Source organism: Aquirufa sp. TARAVU-A1A, assembly GCF_054558675.1.
The window spans coordinates 213,887-231,464 of sequence record NZ_JBPXKP010000003.1 but is presented as its reverse complement, the minus strand read 5'-3'; the positions used below and the strand labels follow the sequence as shown (position 1 = coordinate 231,464).

The 17,578-nt window shown below is 42.8% G+C and carries 16 protein-coding genes; 6 read left to right on the top strand and 10 right to left on the bottom strand.

The window, feature by feature from the left end:
- Nucleotides 1-37: 37 nt before the first annotated feature.
- Nucleotides 38-2,914, bottom strand: coding sequence for an aminomethyl-transferring glycine dehydrogenase (gcvP, locus tag V7S75_RS05490; protein ID WP_459512040.1), 2,877 nt, complete (start codon nucleotides 2,912-2,914; stop codon nucleotides 38-40).
- A gap of 105 nt (nucleotides 2,915-3,019) precedes the next feature.
- On the opposite strand from gcvP, the gene V7S75_RS05485 reads away from it, so the two are divergent.
- Nucleotides 3,020-4,618 (top strand): M28 family peptidase, encoded by a 1,599-nt coding sequence (locus V7S75_RS05485; protein WP_459512038.1) that lies wholly within the window; start codon nucleotides 3,020-3,022, stop codon nucleotides 4,616-4,618.
- 397 nt (nucleotides 4,619-5,015) lie between these two features.
- Here the strand turns inward: V7S75_RS05485 and V7S75_RS05480 are convergent, their stop codons facing one another.
- From V7S75_RS05480 to V7S75_RS05440, 9 genes are all read right to left on the bottom strand, one after another.
- Complete coding sequence (locus V7S75_RS05480; RefSeq protein WP_459512037.1) at nucleotides 5,016-7,163, bottom strand: DUF4954 family protein; 2,148 nt, start codon at nucleotides 7,161-7,163, stop codon at nucleotides 5,016-5,018.
- Nucleotides 7,160-7,543, bottom strand: a complete 384-nt coding sequence (gene gloA2, locus V7S75_RS05475; protein WP_459512334.1) for an SMU1112c/YaeR family gloxylase I-like metalloprotein — start codon at nucleotides 7,541-7,543, stop codon at nucleotides 7,160-7,162. The genes V7S75_RS05480 and gloA2 overlap by 4 nt, the downstream gene beginning before the upstream one ends.
- A 211-nt stretch (nucleotides 7,544-7,754) precedes the next feature.
- A complete protein-coding gene (locus tag V7S75_RS05470) occupies nucleotides 7,755-8,810 on the bottom strand; it encodes a glycoside hydrolase family 130 protein (protein ID WP_459512035.1) in 1,056 nt (351 codons plus the stop codon).
- A gap of 294 nt (nucleotides 8,811-9,104) precedes the next feature.
- Entirely contained in the window at nucleotides 9,105-9,395 is a 291-nt protein-coding gene (locus tag V7S75_RS05465) for an MmcQ/YjbR family DNA-binding protein (protein WP_459512033.1), read from the bottom strand.
- A gap of 44 nt (nucleotides 9,396-9,439) precedes the next feature.
- Complete coding sequence (locus V7S75_RS05460) at nucleotides 9,440-10,390, bottom strand: phytanoyl-CoA dioxygenase family protein (protein WP_459512031.1); 951 nt, start codon at nucleotides 10,388-10,390, stop codon at nucleotides 9,440-9,442.
- Nucleotides 10,391-10,451: 61 nt separating this feature from the next.
- Nucleotides 10,452-11,084: a hypothetical protein gene (locus V7S75_RS05455; RefSeq protein WP_459512029.1), complete on the bottom strand. Its 633-nt coding sequence runs from the start codon at nucleotides 11,082-11,084 to the stop codon at nucleotides 10,452-10,454.
- Nucleotides 11,084-11,929, bottom strand: coding sequence for an ABC transporter permease (locus tag V7S75_RS05450; RefSeq protein ID WP_459512027.1), 846 nt, complete (start codon nucleotides 11,927-11,929; stop codon nucleotides 11,084-11,086). Before V7S75_RS05450 ends, V7S75_RS05455 begins: the two co-directional genes overlap by 1 nt.
- Nucleotides 11,926-12,834 carry an ABC transporter ATP-binding protein gene (locus V7S75_RS05445; protein WP_459512025.1) on the bottom strand — a complete coding sequence of 303 codons (909 nt, stop codon included), beginning with the start codon at nucleotides 12,832-12,834 and terminating at the stop codon, nucleotides 11,926-11,928. Before V7S75_RS05445 ends, V7S75_RS05450 begins: the two co-directional genes overlap by 4 nt.
- 35 nt (nucleotides 12,835-12,869) lie before the next feature.
- Nucleotides 12,870-14,444 (bottom strand): hypothetical protein, encoded by a 1,575-nt coding sequence (locus V7S75_RS05440; protein WP_459512023.1) that lies wholly within the window; start codon nucleotides 14,442-14,444, stop codon nucleotides 12,870-12,872.
- Between the two features lie 128 nt (nucleotides 14,445-14,572).
- Between V7S75_RS05440 and V7S75_RS05435 the strand changes: the two genes are divergently transcribed.
- From V7S75_RS05435 to V7S75_RS05415, 5 genes are read left to right on the top strand one after another with little or no spacing between them, the layout of a single operon-like run.
- Nucleotides 14,573-15,139, top strand: coding sequence for an ArsR family transcriptional regulator (locus V7S75_RS05435; RefSeq protein WP_459512021.1), 567 nt, complete (start codon nucleotides 14,573-14,575; stop codon nucleotides 15,137-15,139).
- 10 nt (nucleotides 15,140-15,149) lie between these two features.
- Nucleotides 15,150-15,572 carry a sugar 3,4-ketoisomerase gene (locus tag V7S75_RS05430; protein ID WP_459512020.1) on the top strand — a complete coding sequence of 141 codons (423 nt, stop codon included), beginning with the start codon at nucleotides 15,150-15,152 and terminating at the stop codon, nucleotides 15,570-15,572.
- Nucleotides 15,572-15,988, top strand: a complete 417-nt coding sequence (locus tag V7S75_RS05425) for a sugar 3,4-ketoisomerase (protein ID WP_459512018.1) — start codon at nucleotides 15,572-15,574, stop codon at nucleotides 15,986-15,988. Before V7S75_RS05430 ends, V7S75_RS05425 begins: the two co-directional genes overlap by 1 nt.
- Complete coding sequence (locus V7S75_RS05420) at nucleotides 15,981-16,454, top strand: acyltransferase (protein WP_459512016.1); 474 nt, start codon at nucleotides 15,981-15,983, stop codon at nucleotides 16,452-16,454. The genes V7S75_RS05425 and V7S75_RS05420 overlap by 8 nt, the downstream gene beginning before the upstream one ends.
- Nucleotides 16,447-17,547, top strand: a complete 1,101-nt coding sequence (locus V7S75_RS05415; protein ID WP_459512014.1) for a DegT/DnrJ/EryC1/StrS family aminotransferase — start codon at nucleotides 16,447-16,449, stop codon at nucleotides 17,545-17,547. The genes V7S75_RS05420 and V7S75_RS05415 overlap by 8 nt, the downstream gene beginning before the upstream one ends.
- The last annotated feature ends 31 nt before the right edge of the window (nucleotides 17,548-17,578 follow it).

Sequence of the window (17,578 nt, the reverse complement as noted above, 5' to 3'; positions counted from 1 at the left end):
ACCAGGGGGATTAAAATAATCAAGAACTTGATAAAAATTAGGCGTAACTCGACGTCGGTTCGCATGCGCAAACCAAATTTCGGTCTCCATATGCCGAATCGATACGCGAAACCGTAGGCCAGAATTTATTGGCTTTTACATATGGAAGTGGGAAAACTGCCTCTTCACGTGTGTATGCCTTATCCCAGTCGGCAATCATCACCCGAGTTTGTGTATGTGGTGCGTTCTTCAATAAGTTGTTCGTCTTCTCCACGCGGCCTTCTTCGATCGCGCGAATCTCAGCACGAATACTCAACAAGGCGTCGCAGAAACGATCCAATTCTTCTTTGCTTTCCGATTCGGTCGGCTCGATCATCAAGGTTCCAGCTACCGGGAACGATAGGGTAGGTGCGTGGAAACCGTAGTCCATCAAGCGTTTCGCGATATCCTCTGCTTCTACGGCAGCGGAGATTTTGAACGGCCGACAATCTACAATCATTTCGTGTGCACAACGTCCTTGTGAACCGGTGTACAAGATTGGGAATTCTTTTTCCAAACGTGCTTTGATGTAGTTGGCATTCAAGATCGCAGTTTTGGTAGCCATCGTTAAGCCTTCTCCGCCCATCATCGCGATGTATGCGTAAGAGATAGCTAAGATCGATGCTGAACCTACCGGGGCAGCTGAAACGGCTCCGTGTGCCGTTGCATCAACCGAATCCGTAATCACGTGACCCGGTAAGAAAGGTACTAGTTGTGGTGCTACGCCGATCGGTCCCATGCCCGGGCCACCGCCTCCGTGTGGAATACAGAAGGTTTTATGCAGGTTCAAGTGACATACGTCGGCGCCAATGCGTGCCGGCGAAGTTAATCCTACCTGCGCATTCATATTGGCACCATCCATGTAAACTTGTCCACCAAATTCATGAATCATCGCACAGATATCAATGATGCTTTCCTCAAACACGCCATGTGTACTTGGATACGTCACCATTAAACATGCCAAATCATCTTTATGCTCCTCGGCTTTAGCGCGTAATGCTGCTACATCGATATTCCCATTTTCATCACATGGAGTCACAATCACTTTCATGCCTGCCATTACAGCTGATGCAGGGTTTGTGCCATGCGCAGAGGAAGGGATTAGGGCAATGTTACGATGTGAATTTCCACGCGAAGCATGGTAAGCACGAATCACCATCAAGCCAGCATATTCGCCTTGAGCTCCCGAATTAGGTTGCATCGACATCGCCGCGAAGCCTGTGATTTCACATAACCAAGCACTTAATTCCGTAATCATTTGTTGGTACCCACGTGTCTGGAACGCAGGCGCAAATGGGTGCATTTTGCCCATTTCTGGCCAAGTTACCGGAATCATTTCCGTTGTTGCATTCAATTTCATCGTACATGATCCCAATGAAATCATCGAGTGTACCATAGATAAATCTTTGGATTCCAAAGACTTCAAATAACGCAACATGCCATGCTCCGAATGGTAGCGATTGAACACGTTATGTGACATGAAGTTGGACGTACGTGTCAAGGAGCTAGGAAGATTCCAAGCAACGGTCAACTCATCTCCTAAGATGCGCTGGCCTTGAGCTCTTTGGAAAAATGCCAAAATCTCAATCACATCGTCTTCCGAAGTTGTCTCATCTAAAGCGATGCTTAATTTCGTTGCATCGTTTTTGTAGTATCTAAAATTGCGCTCCGACTCCTCTGCATATTCACGAATTTCTTCTGTTTGAGAACCCGTAAGAACCGTTAAGGTGTCAAAGTGTTGTGTGTTTTCTAAGCTATAACCCAGTTTTTTCAAACCAGCGGCCAATAATTCTGTAAGGCCGTACACGCGTGAAGCGATTTTTTTCAAGCCTTCCGGTCCGTGGTAGATTGCGTAAGCCGCAGCCATGATCGACAACAATACTTGTGCCGTACAGATGTTGGACGTTGCTTTTTCCCGACGAATATGTTGCTCACGTGTTTGAAGCGCCATACGCAAAGCACGGTTTCCTTCAGCATCAACGGATACCCCGATGATACGACCTGGGATGCTACGCTTGTATTTTTCTTTCGTAGCAAAGAAAGCTGCGTGTGGACCACCGAATCCCATTGGTACACCAAAACGTTGCGAACTCCCTACCACGACATCCGCACCCCATTCACCTGGAGGCGTTAACAACGTCAAGGCTAATAAATCAGCCGCGACAACGATTTGTAGATTTTGTTCTTTGGCTGCGCCAACAAATGCTGCATAATCAAATACCTCGCCATTGGCTGCCGGGTATTGTAAAACGATTCCGTAATATTTCGGATCTGTTAAGTCGATTTTGGTATGATCTCCTACTTCGATTTCGATACCGATCGGCTCTGCACGTGTCATCAATAAATCGATGGTTTGTGGCAAGCAAAGGGAAGATACGAATAATGTTTCCGCATTTGCACGCTCTGCAGGACGTTGGCCATATAACATCGTCATAGCTTCAGCAGCTGCAGTTCCCTCATCTAAAAGAGATGCATTTGCTAATTCCATGCCCGTTAGGTCGATGATCATCGTTTGGTAGTTCAATAACATTTCCAAACGACCTTGCGCGATTTCAGCTTGGTAAGGCGTATAGGCCGTGTACCAAGATGGATTTTCCAAAATATTACGCAAAATCACATTCGGTGTGAACGTATCAAAATATCCTAAACCAATATGGCTTTTGAAGATTTTGTTTTGACCCATTACTTGTTTGAAATCACGAAGGAATTCAAATTCCGTTTTCGGTGCAGGTAGGCGAAGGCCTTGTGCCAAACGAATTTTTTCAGGTACAGTTTGATTGATGAGTGTATTTAAATCAGCTACGCCGATTTCCTTCAACATGGCGGATACATCGGCAGGTTCAACATTGTTGTGACGCAATGCAAAATCTTCCCGGTATTTGAAATTTGGGGTCATAAAATTCGTCTGAATTTGGATTGAAAAATCGCCACAAAAGTAAGCTTTTTTTAGCGATTTATTTTTGATTCCTTAACTTCGCTTTCTTTAAATTTGTTTTACTACATGAAAAAATCAACAATCTATGTTTTAGCGCTGATTTTACTCGCTAAAATTATTCCTTTTGGAGCTTTGGCTCAATCAAATCCCGTCCCGTATGCCTATACGATTAAGGCGGAGGATTTGAAAAAACACCTCACCTTTATTGCTTCTGATAGTTTGAAGGGCCGTAATACGGGTTCAGCGGAACAGAAAGTGGCAGCGAATTACATCGCTGACCATTTTAAGAAATCGGGCTTAGCGCCAGTGAATGGTTCCTATTTTCAAAAAGTGGATTTAGTGAATCGTTCTTGGACGAAAGTAGCCTTGTCAATCAAAGGGAAATCCTACGATTATTTAGGCCAATTTATGGCCAATGCTTTGGCACCCGTTGTTGCTAATTCAAAATTACCTGTGGTGTTTGCGGGATACGGGGTCCAACAAGCTGGATTTGTGGATTTCGACAAATTAGCTGCTAAAGGAAAATATGTGTTGGCATTTGAAGGAGAGGCCAAAGATGCGCAAGGAAATTATGTGTTATCTGGGACAAAAGATCCTTCAGTTTTCGGAAAAGGCGATGGCTGGAAAGAGAAATTAAAGCGTTCGCAGGCCTTGGGCGCGAAGGGCTTGATTTTGATTTCGGATAAGTCGGAGAAAGATTTCGGAAATCAATTACGCCAACGCCAAGTGATGATGCAGCGTTTTGGAAATGAGCGCATGGTTTTTGCTGATGTTGCGGCTTCTCCTAATGAAGCACCTGTCTTATTGATTTCATCTGCAATGGCGGCTGAAATTTTAGGTACGACGGAAGCAGATTTGTTGGCTTATAAAGCTGCGGTAGCCGTTGCGAAAAAGTCGGTACCGGCTAAATTCAAAACTTCGCCAATTAGCTTGACGATCGAACGTACGGAGAAACCTGTCGATACGTATAATGTTGTGGGTTATTTGGAAGGGACAGACAAAAAAGATGAAGTTGTTATTTTGACAGCCCATTATGATCACATTGGTATTTCGTTTGATGGAAAGATTAATAACGGAGCGAATGATGATGGTTCGGGAACGGTGACGGTGATGGAATTAGCGGAGGCGTTTGGTAAGGCTGCAGCGGAAGGAAAGAGACCTCGTCGGAGTATTTTGTTTATGACGGTAACTGGAGAAGAAAAAGGCCTATTGGGTTCTGAGTGGTATTCAAACCATCCTTTGTTTCCTTTGGCGAATACCGTTTGTGATATCAATACAGACATGACGGGTCGCTACGATGAGGAGCACATGGGCAAGCCGGATTACATTTATGAAATTGGTTCCGACAAATTATCATCGTCTTTGCGCGAGGTGTTGGTGGAGCAAAACAAGAAGCACGTAGGCTTGGAATTGGATTTTCGTTTCAATGATCCGAACGATCCGAACCGTTTCTACTATCGTTCCGACCACTATAATTTTGCCAAACATGGTATTCCCGTAGCATTCTTCTTTAATGGTGTGCATGAGGATTATCACCAACCAGGCGATGATGTGGAGAAAATTGAATTTGATCAAGTACAGAAAGTTGGCCGTTTAGTTTTCTACATGGCTTGGGAGATTTCGAATCGTGAGGAAAGATTGAAGGTGGATTCGAATAAACCCTAAGATTTTTTCTTTGGCAAAGCTTTGAGCATTGCCAAAGTTAGGCCCCAGGCGATGCTTGGGGCTTTTTTTGTGGTGGCGGGATTATCGTGGATGATATTATTAGAGACGCGATACTTCGCGTCTTAATCCCCAGACTAAAGTCTGGGGTTATAAATGATGTCTTTAACCCTAGGCTTTAGCCTAGGGAACAGCCGCAGGCAGAAAGGTGCGATCCTAATCCCCAGGTTAAAACCTGGGGTTATAAATGATGTATCTAGCCCTGGGCTTCAACCTAGGGAACAGCCGCAGGCTGAGAGGTGCGATCCTAATCCCCAGACTAAAGTCTGGGGTTATAAACTCTCAGGTTTGCCAAAGAAACTTATAACCCCAGGTTTTAACCTGGGGATTGCCCAAGGACCTACACCAAGTTTTTTATTTTCTCTTCGAACAACTGTTGATTCACCTTCGACTGCTGAATGAACTCGTTATCATCCAAATCCCCTATCACCGCTTCGAGTTCTTGGGCATTGCCGAACATCGCTAAACGGAATGGGTCTTGGTAATCTTTGGCACGGGATTTTTCGATGCCTTCGGTTAAGAAACGCGAGGTTTCTACGGCCTTGTGTAACCAGGCTGGAATGTTTTCTATCGCGTTTGGATTTACCTTTAATAGGCCATTTAATGCATTTTCGAATTTTTGGTCTGGATATAATACTGCTTGTTTTTCGTAGAATTCGTGTACCTCCGACCAGGCCTTGATGCTGCCCAATTTAATTTTATTTTTCAAGTCGGCAACTGCGCCCGAAGGAATCAATTGGCCTCCTAAATTGTCCCAAGTCTGAATTGCTGTAGCATTCGCTAAGGTTTTGTTCAATAGCTCAATGGGCTTTTGGTTAGGATTTCGTTGGCATGTCGCAACCCATTCTTTGGCAGCGTGGTATTGCAATAAATCCCCAAAAATCTGATACGCGCGGTGTATTTTAGCCACGCGTGTCTTGCGTTTCGAGTTCTCGATTCCGGTCGCCCAAACGGCTAAATTGTTTTGAGCATTCGTTGAGTTTTCCAACCACTCTTTCCCGGCTTGGCTGTCTTTTTCAAGCGCATCGCCGACCCACTGGCAGAATAAGTCGCGTGCCTTCAGCATCTCGCTAACCGTATCAGGTGCCAAATAATCGAATTCCAAGAGCATGTTTTTCTCTACACGTTGGTCACGTGCCGCAAATTTCCATGCATTTCGTGCGATGGCATACATGTTGTATTGGAACCAATAGCCAGCAATAATCAATAAGCCGCCTGATTCGTCGTCGTTCCCTAATAAAGAAAAGGGGATAGGATTATGAATTTCGGCCGGATAATTTCCTTTGGAGATCAAATTGAAGGCCGCGAATTTCGAATTATGTTTGAGTGCCACAGATAGTCCTGGCCAAAAACCGCGTCCCGCCTGCAACTCGCCATCGGCTCCGCGGGAATTGTGATTCGACCCGAGCGTCGCGCCGGCAGCCATATTACTTTGGCCTTGTATCATCGCCGCGCACAAAAAGGAATTGTTGTGATGTTGTTCGTGCGCCGGGAAAATCAGGGCATTCAAAACCTCGCAACATGAAATTGTCGAATTACTTCCCAAAAAGGAGTTGATCAAACGCGCTCCATATTTCAATTGACTATGTGCTGCCAAAATAAAACGCACGGCTTTGACGCCATAAAATATCCGACAGCCCTCATGAATAATACCATTCACGATTTCACAGCCTTCTCCAATTTGCGTGGAGGCGTGCGGATAGGATATGATGGTCAGGTTTTTCAATTTGTTTGCACCCTTGATGTAGGTGTCAGAACCCATGTTGACATCTTTGATGATGCCTGTATTTTTAATGACGGTGCGATCCCCGATTTGACCATAATAGCCTCGGTGTGTCGAAAATTCTTGTTGGGTCAGGTTAAAATAGCCTTCTTGGAGTGTCTTATCATCCCGATCCTGTGTCCATAGATAGGCATCAGAAGGGCGCATCCCGATGAACGGAATGACCTTCCGGCCGCCATTTTCGTTTCCTAATTCTAACCAAATTCGAATGCGTTCTGCTTCACCATCTTTCACAATTCCATTTCCGAATTTGGCTGTCGGGGTGGTAGCTAATTCATTGACTTGCAGGATCATGACCTCGTTCCCGATTTGAAAATGAGAGAGGAGATTGACGCGGTCGATGGCTACATTGTCCCCAAAATCACTGGAAATAATGGTTGAGTTGTATAAGCCTACGGGCATGCGCAGGTTTTTGAATTCAAGGTAGCAAGATTCCAAGATTCCGATACGAATCAACCCGAAAAAACGGCAGTTTTTGACGAGGTAAGGGTTGAATCCGTCTTTGACCCAGATGTCTTTCCAGTTTTCTGCTTCGTTAAGGTTCGCCTCCATAATGCTGATTTCGCGCGACGTCAGTTGGCGATAGGCAGCAGTTTGTATCGTTGAATTGCGGTATAGGTATTCATTCGTGCCCGCCTGCAGGAATTCGGAAGTGACAAAGCCATAGCCTAAATCTGCAAGGGGTTTCTTATCGATTCGATTCATTTCTCGTAAAATTCAATGGGTAGATCATCGGGATCTGCTATAAAAGTAAAGCGTTTTCCTGTAAATTCATCGATTCGAATGGGTTCAGATGCAATATTTTGCCGATTTAATTCCTGGACCATCGCGTCTAAATCGTTGACTGAAAATGCCAAATGGCGTAGCCCTGCAGCTTCTGGTCGGGAAGTTCTAGTTGGCGGATTCGGAAACGAAAAGATTTCGATTTGATATAAACCATTGACCTCTAGGTCTAATTTATAGGAGTCGCGCGCTTCGCGATAAACTTCACGGAGGATTTTGAAACCTAGTTTTTGCGTGTAGAAGTGTTTGGAGACTTCGTAGTTTGAGCAGATTATTGCGATGTGGTGTATGCCTGTTATCATGTTTTTCCCCCTTAGCTTTGCCAATCCTCCAAGGTTTGGCAAAGCTAGGGTTGTGGGAGTGGATATGCAAGAGGTAATTGAGCAGTGGAAATAAATTATCAGAATTGTGATAACTCTAGGCTTTAGCCTAGGGAATAGCCGAAGGCCGATGGGCAATATCCTAAACCCCAGGTTAAAACCTGGGGCTATAAATATGCCAAACGTCTATCGACTAACGTCCAATAGCCACTGCAATTTTTGAATCAGCCGTGCCGTAATACATGAACCATTTGCCTTTGAAATGCACAAGTCCTTCTACGAAACAAACTTCGTTGACTTCCCCTATTCGTTCATAATCTTTGTCGGGCCAAATAAAGGCTTGTTTGCTTCGCTCGATGAGTCGATAGGGCTTATTCGCATCAAAAAGTGCTTGTCCCGCCGCGTAGGTAAATTTAGGAAATTTAGGGTCATTAAAATTTGCGGCATTGCTGCTGTTATAGATTAATAGAATTCCTTCTGGGCGGATGAGCGCGTATGGTCCAGGTTCTACTAGCCTTGAATCGAAATAGCCGCTGCGCGGTTGTAAGACAGATATTTTGACTTGATTTTCTGCATTCTCACAGACTTCCCAATTTCTTAAATCGCTGGATTTTGCCATGAACAAATCGGTGTCACCAAAATACATCCAATAATAACCATCGATTTTTTGGGCGATGACCCGACTGTTTGATTCTTTTCCCACAATGGCACCTGATTTAGACCACATATTCACGTATTTGGCGCTCGCGAGCATGGGTCCTAATTTTTCCCAATGTTGCAAATCTTTTGAAATCGCGGAACAAAGCCGTGCGGTTTTGCCGTCATATGATGTGTAAGTGAGAAAAAATTGTCCATCTTCGGTTTCGATAACGCGTGGGTCCTCAATGCCACCGGGCCATTCGTAAGCCTTAAAAGCATCGTCGGCAGGTGCTAAAATAGGTTTTGCTTGTTTGGTAAAGTGTATTCCGTCTTCGGAAATCGCCATGCCAATGCGTGAGGTGCCCAGGGAATCTTGGGCGCGATAGAGTAAATGGATTTTGCCCTGATTGACTAAAGCGGTAGGGTTTAGCACATTCTTATTTTCCCAGCCTACCATTTTCTTTTGTATCGGGCAGTAAAAGGTCGCCCGTACATCAGGTTTCATGATGGGGTTTTCTGTGTCGGCCTTTTTGAATCCGCTTAATTCCCAGTTCGTGTTTTGAGCGAAACTGAGGATAGGAATTAGCAGAAATAGGATAATTTTTTTCATATTCAAGGTCTTAGCTTTGGCAATCCTTTGAGGTTTGCCAAAGCTAGCGCGGAGGGGGCGAAATTGCAAGGGTTTAAAGGGAGGAGGGAGAAATTATCAGAAATCTGATAACCCTAGGCTTTAGCCTAGGGAACAGCCGAAGGCTGAACGGGTATACCCTAAACCCCAGGTTAAAACCTGGGGCTATAAAATACTAGGTCGAGTTCATAACCCTAGGCTTCAGCCTAGGGAAAGCCGAAGGCTGGAGGCGTATATCCTAAATCCCAGGTTAAAACCTGAGGCTATAAATTATGGTTATTTCGCCACCAAGGCATACGAATGTCGGATCATTTCCTCACATTGGGCCCGACTAAGCCCTTCTCCCATCACAATTGTGTTCCAATGTTTTTTGTTCATGTGATAGCCAGGAAATACGGCATGTGGGAATTCTTCTCGAAGCTGTATGGCGCGTTCCGGGTTGCATTTGACATTAAAACGAATAGGCGATTCTTCGATACCCACAAGCAGAAACATTTTGCCATGTACCTTGTAAACAATATGATCAGGGCCAAAAGGTTGTGTTTCAGCCACGAAGGGCAGCGCCATACAAAAGTCGCAAATTTCGTCTAGGTACATGCAGCAACCAGTTTTTAGTTTAATTTGGCCGCAATCCAACGCAAATATTTGTTCAAATTCAGATGATTATTGATGTGATACAATTGATTTCGGGTACGCATCAATTTCGTTTGTAAACCATTCCAAGAATTTTTGACTGCTTCACCATTGCGGATGTTCACTAAAAACCGACGGATGTAGAGTTCCTGCGTAACCATGTTAGACAGCATCGGTGTATAATAAACGCAATCTTTGAAATAGTAGTGGGTTACTTGTGAGAATCGCGTTGAATTAGGGTCATTTACCTCACTTCCTCCGTGAATAATATTGGAAGACCAAATCAAAGCATCTCCTTTTTTGGCCAAAAATTTCGTCTTTTGGAAGGGAGAAGCGTCCATTAAATTCTCCATGAACGTTTCATATTCCGGGTAATTATCGTAGGTCGTATCTTCGACGGTATTTTTGAAATGACTAAAATTATATTCGGGCGTGCGATGTGAGCCTGGGTAATAAAATAAGGGTCCATTGTCCTCCGTAATGTCTTCTAAGGCTACCCAAACCCCACACATATAGCGAGCAGGCAAGGAACTAAAATGCATCGTATCTGAATGCGCTTTTTGCTGTGACCCTACTTTGAAGTTTAAGGTTTGGAAAGGAATCACCTCACGGTCATAAAGCATTTCCAACGTTTTGATAATTTCCGGATGCGCCGCCATTTGTTGAACGGGAGTCGAATATTGCCAAAGATCTTGAATTCGAATATCATTGCGGAACGATTCGATAGGATACTCCGGGTTAAACCCTTTTTCCTTCATATCGTGAATGATTTGATCAATCAATTCCTCACTGAAAACATTTTTTACAACAACATATCCTTTTTCATGATACTCCGTGGCTAAGGCAGCATCCGCGGCACTTAATTTTTTTGATTGAAGTATTTGATGGAAGAATGGGCTTTCTACCCATGGTAAATTCATTGATTGCATAGAATTGCTAGTTTGGACCAAACAAGCAACAAGTTAATAAAAGCTAGACGAATTGTCCAATTTAATTCACGTTGTATTTGTTAAAATACACATCAATGCTCCCCTTTTTGGATTTTCCTTCCGTTTCCACAGGGCGATTCGTCCGGTTAATATCCGTGGCTAAACCTTTGGGAATTTTAAACTTATTGACATCCATCACAAATTTCATGTGCGATGGGAGTCCCCAAGTTTTCTCCTGATTGTAGTCAAATTCACAGGTGATGGTTCCGTTGCTCCGACTGGTTATCTGTGATTTCATGACGAGTAATTCACTCGCATCTACCCATATTTTTGCCAATATGATGTTGGAGTCATTCTGATTAGGCAGGAGGGTAATGATTTCTAGGTTGTTTTCCGTACCGGATGCGATGGGAGTGAAATCATTTGGCCTACTAAATAAAATGGGAAGCTCGGAAAATCCATTTTTGGGAAGAATGGAAATACCTGCCGATTTCACTTGGAATGTGTTTGGGTAGCCGAAATGGATGTTGGCCTTCACCGGTAATATTCGAATTAAGGGTATTTGAGGTTTAATGGTGGCGACTACGTCATAGCTTTTGACTTGGTTGAATTTTTGAACCAAACGTTTAAACGTGATTTCAGGTTTTTGGGCGTTCAGCGCAAAAGAAAAAAGGAGTAAAAGTGCGTACTTCATTAGACGGTGATATCTTTTCGGTTAAAAGCAAATAGGGCAACAGACACAAATAAGACATGGTGTAATGTCAAAATAATCAAGGAATTTCGAATGGAATCCCAGGGTAAAGGGTCCTCAAAAAAGGAACGCCAAGAAGCCATGTGTGTCGTAAATAAGTAAGGTCGTATTGGATCAAAAACGGGAACATCCAGGGTGCCGATGATGGTAAATAATAGAATAATTGCCATCGTTGATACAATCGGACCAATCGAATTATCGGAGAAACAGGATAGGCAAATCGAAAGATTACTAATCGTTAATAATGCGAAAAAGGCCACACAAAATGCGCCTGCATAGCGCCAAAGGACATCATTTTCCTGTAAAATAACGAGCCCATCCGAATTCAATACCATTAAATCTCCCGGGCCAAAGAGCCAGCGACCTACCACAACAGCGAGGACTCCAAGCCAGATGACGATTAATAAGGTATAGATTCCTCCAGCTAAGAATTTGGAACCCAATAATTGCCTGCGCGATATGGGTTTTGTTGCCAACATACGTAACGTGCCCATCGCGGCTTCTCCGGAAATCAAATCGCCCGTTACGAGTGCGACAAGTAAAGGGATATGTACGATCAACATTTGTAAAATGATAAAGGCAACTAAATTTCCATTGAGCACTTCTCCCTCAAAGCGCAAGGTTTGTTCGAAAGAAGCTGTGACAAATGAAATCATGGACATCCCATCCGCTTTCAATGCGAATAGAATAATGCCTACCAAGCCGGTGATGGCAGCAAGTCCCAAATAGCTGCGTGGTTTTAGCGCTATTTTGATTAGTTCGTTGTATGTGCTGTAGAGAAATATCATGAGGCGAGTAAATTAATGAAGTAGTCTTCTAATTTGCGTTTTGCCTCAATGGCAAAAATCGGAATTCCCGCCTGAACGAGTTGGGCGTTTAGTTGAGGGATTTTCTCCTTCGAAATGTTCATCTCTACGGAATTGTCATTGATCTGAAGGGCTGTGCCATGGTTTTGTAAAAAAGCGAGTAATGCCTCCATGGAATCTGAAGAGGTTTGCAAGCGAATGATTTGTTCCTCCTCGTTCAGCAAGGCGTGTACTTCCCCTTCAACGATGCTTTTCCCTTTGTGAATGATGACCATCCGATTGCAAATCAATTCTACTTCGCTCAGATTGTGCGAGGACAAAATGATCGTTTTTTTCTGCTCATTTTTCAGGCGCAAAATTAAATTTCGCATATCGATAATTCCCTGAGGATCCAGGCCGGTGGTAGGTTCGTCCAGAACAATTAATTCAGGTTGATGAAGTAGGGTTTGGGCAATGCCAAGACGCTGGCGCATGCCATGTGAAAAGCCACTGACATGATCTTTTTCTCGACCCTGCAGGCCAACAAACTCCAACATATCAAGAATTTCTTTTCTGGACGAAGGTTTTCCCGAGATGCGTGAGAAGATTTGCAGGTTTTGAAATGCGCTAAGGTATTTGTAGAAGTCGGGTTTTTCGATTAAACAGCCAACTTGCGATAGGATTTCGCTCCGGTGGTGATTGATCGATTTTCCAAACAGTTCGATGGATCCTTTATCCGCTTGAATAAGAGAAAGCATGCATCGCATGGTGGTACTTTTTCCGGCTCCATTGGGGCCTAGGAAGCCATATACATCACCCGAGTTGACGGTAATGTTGACATCTTGAACGGCATGAAAATTTCCAAAATGTTTGGAGAGATGTTTTATGCTGACGATTGGATTGGACATATCCTTGTAACGCTTGTGCGCGTATTTTGTTTTGTCTAGCGCTTAAAAGTCTTATTTGTTTTCCAATATTGCTGTTGACTGGGGTCAAACACAAATATTTGATAGTTCCCTTTCGGTATTTGTGATTGCTGCAGGTTGATCGTTCCTTCGTTTGTCAGCCAGCGGCCTTGTAAAAGGATGTTTTTCTTGCTATTGGGTCTAAATTCAATGTTTTTGACGTATGCTTTTGAAGGCGATAGCGTATCCATGAAAATAAGAAAATAGGGCAGTTGAAGTCCCGTTTCGAATGGAAATTGATGGATGTTCAACATTTGGTTTTCCTCGTACATGTTTAAGGAGAGCGGCTTGGCTTGAAGACAAGTCTTGATTTGCGGCTCATTTAAGATGCTGTTTTCACTATGCCAAAGTCCTTGATTGAAGCTAGGAATTAGAATTTCTGCGGCATTGGATTGAAATCGTTCGGTCGCGTAGGTCCAAGACCGATTGCGGGACCAATTCACCGCTTCAGCGGTCGCCTGGTGTTTTTGTTGGTACATCACAGGCAAATATTGGGCGTATGAACCTGCCCAAAATGCACCGGCCAGGATGAGAATTGCCGTTGAAATTTTATTCGAAATTCGTGGCAGGTAAAGGAGGTATAAGCACATAGCGATGAGTGGGCTTAGTGTGGCAAAGCGACTCACCATGTAGATTCCGAGGCCGTCCCGACTGCTAACAATGAGTAGGCAGTTGGCTAGGAGCATCAGCAGGAGCGTTGAAATTTTGGACTTGTAATTGATGCTGCATAGGCCCAAAATTGTTAAACCGAGCATGATTGTTCCTAAAATCCAAGCAGCTTCTGAGGCATGCGAAGAAATGACCATTGCGATGGTTCCGATCAGATTTAGGAAAAAGGGAATGGCGTGACTTAGTTGGATATCTGTGGAATTTGCGACACTCCCTAGTTGTTTCATATATAGGTAGGAGCCTAATAAGATGAGAGGAAGTGGAATTAACCAAGCGATTTCTCGGTAGCGTTTATTGACCAAAAGATAATAACCGATGCCTACAAAGGCGAGCACCCCACTTCCGAAGGAATAAAAGGCAAGCGCGGCGGAAAAGTTGGCCAAAATAAAATATTTTTTCCCCGGTTTTTCGATGCACTCAAGCGCCAAAATACTAAATAAGATGACCGAACTTTGTTGGATTCCGGTCATAGCCCAGTTGGAAATCTCATAGTACTGCGGTTGGAACCAACAAAACAGCAGGGGCAGTGCCATCCAAAAGGGTTTTTGGGTTAGTTTGAATTGCCAAACGAACCAGGCGCCGATGAGGCTTAATTGGAAGGCGCTGATGAGCAGGATTCGTTTGAAGTTGATATCGTGAAACAGCAGGTATTGCAGGCTTAGGCCTAATTTGGGAATGACAGCCATGTGGTTATTATCGACCATGAATAGGCGGGTCAGGAAGTCGCTGATGCGTTGATTTGGATTTGCGAAATGTAGGATGAAGTCGATGAAATTGACATCATCGAGGTAGGGGGTATTGTTGCTGACGAGGACAATTTGCGATAAAAATAGCAAGGCGATGCCAAGGCAAAGGCTGGTACTTAATTTTGGTTCGCTATTCATGGCTGCAAGGTAAATAGAAAAGCGCGACCGATGGATAATTGCTGATTGAAAAACTTGTTGCTTATTCAATAATTAATAATTTTGTTACTCAATATTGTATCAGTCTGCCTTGGGTTCATGTGACTCAGGTGGGCGAAGCCGTTTCAGGCAGTTTAGATTTGGTATTAGATCAGTTGTTTTCGGGGAAGATTCGGGTAGCTTTGCTAACCAAATTGTTGTTGAATCCGGTGAGTAAGGTTTACTTGCGGGGTTTGGAGCGTGATTTGGGGGTGAGTAGTAATACGGTGCGTTTGGAGTTGAACAAATTGCAGGAGATGCATTTGATTCAGGTGCAGGCGGATGAGGAGAATGCCAAAGTGAAGCATTATGTGGTAAATCAGGCGCATCCGATGTTTCAGACCTTGCGGGGGATTATTATGCAGTTTGTGGGATTGGATCAGATTGTGGACCAGATCATTAAGAAATTGGGGAATGTGGATCAGGTGTATTTGACCGGGGAGCTGGCAGAGGGGAAGAATTCTCCCTTTGTGGATTTGGTGCTGGTGGGGAATGTGGACCGACCTTATTTATATCAGTTGATAGAGAAGGTGGAGCCTTTGATTCAGAAAAAGGTTCGGGTGGGGGTGTTTGGGAGAGAGGAGTTTTCGGAGGGGGTGATTGCGGGGGGAGGGAAGTGGATGAAAATGATGGAATGAGATTTATTCAATGGAAAATAACAAAAATATAGTTCAATTAATTACGCTTCCTAAGATAGAAGATGAACGTGGTAATCTCACATTTATCCAAAATCAATCTCAAATACCATTTGACATCGCACGTGTATTTTGGATTCATGATGTACCAGGAGGTGAGTTTAGAGGAGGGCATGCCTTTGAGACTCAACATGAGTTCATTATTGCTTTATCAGGAAGTTTCGATATTGTCATCAAAGATGGATTCGGTAAAATTGATAAAATCACATTAAATCGTTCTTACATGGGTCTTTATTTGCCACCTATGACATGGAGGCATATGGAAAATTTTTCAACAAATGCGTTATCCTTACATTTCTCAAGTAGCGTATACGATGCGTCCGATTATGTAAGAGATTTTAATGAGTTTTCAGAAAGAGTTAAAAAGGAAGTATAATGAAAAATTCTTCTTTAGTAGATTGTAGAATAATAGATGTCGAGAAGGTTCTTAATAGAAGTGGAAATATTTCATTTTTGAACAATGATGGTCATTTACCATTTCAAATTCAACGCGTGTTCTATCTATACGATATTCCTGGTGGGGAATCTCGTGGAGCACATGCACATAAAAATTGCCATCAATTTTTGGTTGCAGCTTCAGGCTCTTTTGACGTTCTAGTAAATGATGGTGTAGAACAAAAAGTATTTCAGTTAAATAGGTCGAATGTAGGCCTTTATATTCCGCCTGGAATATGGGCTTCTGAGATTAATTTCTCAAGTGGATCTGTTTGCCTTGTATTAGCGTCCGACTTGTATGATGCTTCAGATTATATTAGAGATTATAATGAATTATTAAACTATAAAAATGGCTAAAATTCACCCATTATCTGATGTACAGTCAATCACGATAGGACAGGAAACTAAAGTTTGGCAATTTGTTGTCATTTTGCCTCATGCAGTTATTGGCGAAAATTGTAATATATGTGCCCACACATTCATCGAGAATGATGTAATAATCGGTGATGAAGTCACAATTAAAAACGGTGTTTATTTGTGGGATGGGCTTAGGGTTGAGGATAAAGTTTTCATCGGTCCCAATGTAACATTTACTAATGATAAATATCCAAGGTCCAAATCTTACCCTAAACAATTTCAAAATACATTAATAAAAAAAGGTGCAAGTATAGGCGCTGGAAGTATCATTCTTGGTGGCGTTGAAATTGGCCAAAATGCAATGATTGGCGCTGGTAGTTTGGTCACGCAGAATATCCCGCCAAATGAACTTTGGTATGGTTCCCCAGCTAAATTTGTCCGCAAAATAAATTCCAACAATGATTAAGTTTCTTGATTTAAAGGCAATCAATATGCAATATCGAGAAGAAATACTCGATGCATTTACGCGTGTTTTGGATTCGGGCTGGTATATCTTGGGTGAAGAAGTGAAAAGTTTTGAGGAGGAATTTGCTGCTTATTGTGGTTGTAACCATGTAATTGGAGTAGCTAATGGTCTAGATGCTTTAACATTGATTATTCGTGCGTACAAGGAGCTAGGTATCTTTAACGAGGGGGATGAAATTATTGTACCTGCAAATACCTATATCGCAAGTATATTGTCAATCACTGAAAACAATTTAGTGCCGATACTCGTGGATTGCGAATTGTCGACCTATACAATAGATGCTAGCCTAATTGAGTCAAAAATTACCGAAAAAACAGTGGCCATCTTACCCGTGCATTTGTATGGTCAATTGTCTAATATGGACGCAATTTCTAAAATTGCCCAAAAATATCAATTGAAAGTCATAGAAGATTGTGCTCAGTCGCATGGTGCCGAAGATCAAAATGGTAAATTGGCAGGAAATTTAGGAGATGCTGCAGGGTTTAGTTTTTATCCGGGTAAGAATTTAGGCTCTTTAGGTGATGCAGGTGCAGTGACTACAAATGACCCACTATTGGCAAATTGTATTCGTGCCTTGATGAATTATGGTTCAAAGGTGAAATATGAAAACCAATTCAAGGGTGTTAATAGTAGATTGGATGAGGTACAAGCTGCAGTTCTTAGCGTTAAATTGAAATACCTAAACGAAGAAACTGCTCACAGAAGATTATTAGCCTCACGCTATTTAGCTGGTATAAAAAACGATAAATTAGTCTTACCCAATCTTCAAAATGATCAATCGCATGTGTGGCATGTATTTGTCCTAAGAACGAATGAGCGAGAGAAATTGCGCGTTTATCTGGAAAAAAATGGTGTTCAGACAGTCATTCACTATCCGATTCCTCCGCATAAACAAGTTGCTTTTAAGGAGTTGAACGATTGTCAATATCCGATTTCGGAACTTATACATAAGTCGATTATCAGTATTCCTTTAAGTCCCGTATTAACTTTGGAAGAAGTCGATTCCATCATCGAAATATTGAATAATTACTGATTGATGTTTTTAAGTGTATCATATTTGATCA

Bases quoted from the DNA above. Each gene is read 5' to 3' on its own strand.
- gcvP (WP_459512040.1), bottom strand. From the start codon at position 2,914: ATGACCCCAAATTTCAAATACCGGGAAGATTTTGCATTGCGTCACAAC.
- V7S75_RS05485 (WP_459512038.1), top strand. From the start codon at position 3,020: ATGAAAAAATCAACAATCTATGTTTTAGCGCTGATTTTACTCGCTAAA.
- V7S75_RS05480 (WP_459512037.1), bottom strand. From the start codon at position 7,163: ATGAATCGAATCGATAAGAAACCCCTTGCAGATTTAGGCTATGGCTTT.
- gloA2 (WP_459512334.1), bottom strand. From the start codon at position 7,543: ATGATAACAGGCATACACCACATCGCAATAATCTGCTCAAACTACGAA.
- V7S75_RS05470 (WP_459512035.1), bottom strand. From the start codon at position 8,810: ATGAAAAAAATTATCCTATTTCTGCTAATTCCTATCCTCAGTTTCGCT.
- V7S75_RS05465 (WP_459512033.1), bottom strand. From the start codon at position 9,395: ATGGCGCTGCCCTTCGTGGCTGAAACACAACCTTTTGGCCCTGATCAT.
- V7S75_RS05460 (WP_459512031.1), bottom strand. From the start codon at position 10,390: ATGCAATCAATGAATTTACCATGGGTAGAAAGCCCATTCTTCCATCAA.
- V7S75_RS05455 (WP_459512029.1), bottom strand. From the start codon at position 11,084: ATGAAGTACGCACTTTTACTCCTTTTTTCTTTTGCGCTGAACGCCCAA.
- V7S75_RS05450 (WP_459512027.1), bottom strand. From the start codon at position 11,929: ATGATATTTCTCTACAGCACATACAACGAACTAATCAAAATAGCGCTA.
- V7S75_RS05445 (WP_459512025.1), bottom strand. From the start codon at position 12,834: ATGTCCAATCCAATCGTCAGCATAAAACATCTCTCCAAACATTTTGGA.
- V7S75_RS05440 (WP_459512023.1), bottom strand. From the start codon at position 14,444: ATGAATAGCGAACCAAAATTAAGTACCAGCCTTTGCCTTGGCATCGCC.
- V7S75_RS05430 (WP_459512020.1), top strand. From the start codon at position 15,150: ATGGAAAATAACAAAAATATAGTTCAATTAATTACGCTTCCTAAGATA.
- V7S75_RS05425 (WP_459512018.1), top strand. From the start codon at position 15,572: ATGAAAAATTCTTCTTTAGTAGATTGTAGAATAATAGATGTCGAGAAG.
- V7S75_RS05420 (WP_459512016.1), top strand. From the start codon at position 15,981: ATGGCTAAAATTCACCCATTATCTGATGTACAGTCAATCACGATAGGA.
- V7S75_RS05415 (WP_459512014.1), top strand. From the start codon at position 16,447: ATGATTAAGTTTCTTGATTTAAAGGCAATCAATATGCAATATCGAGAA.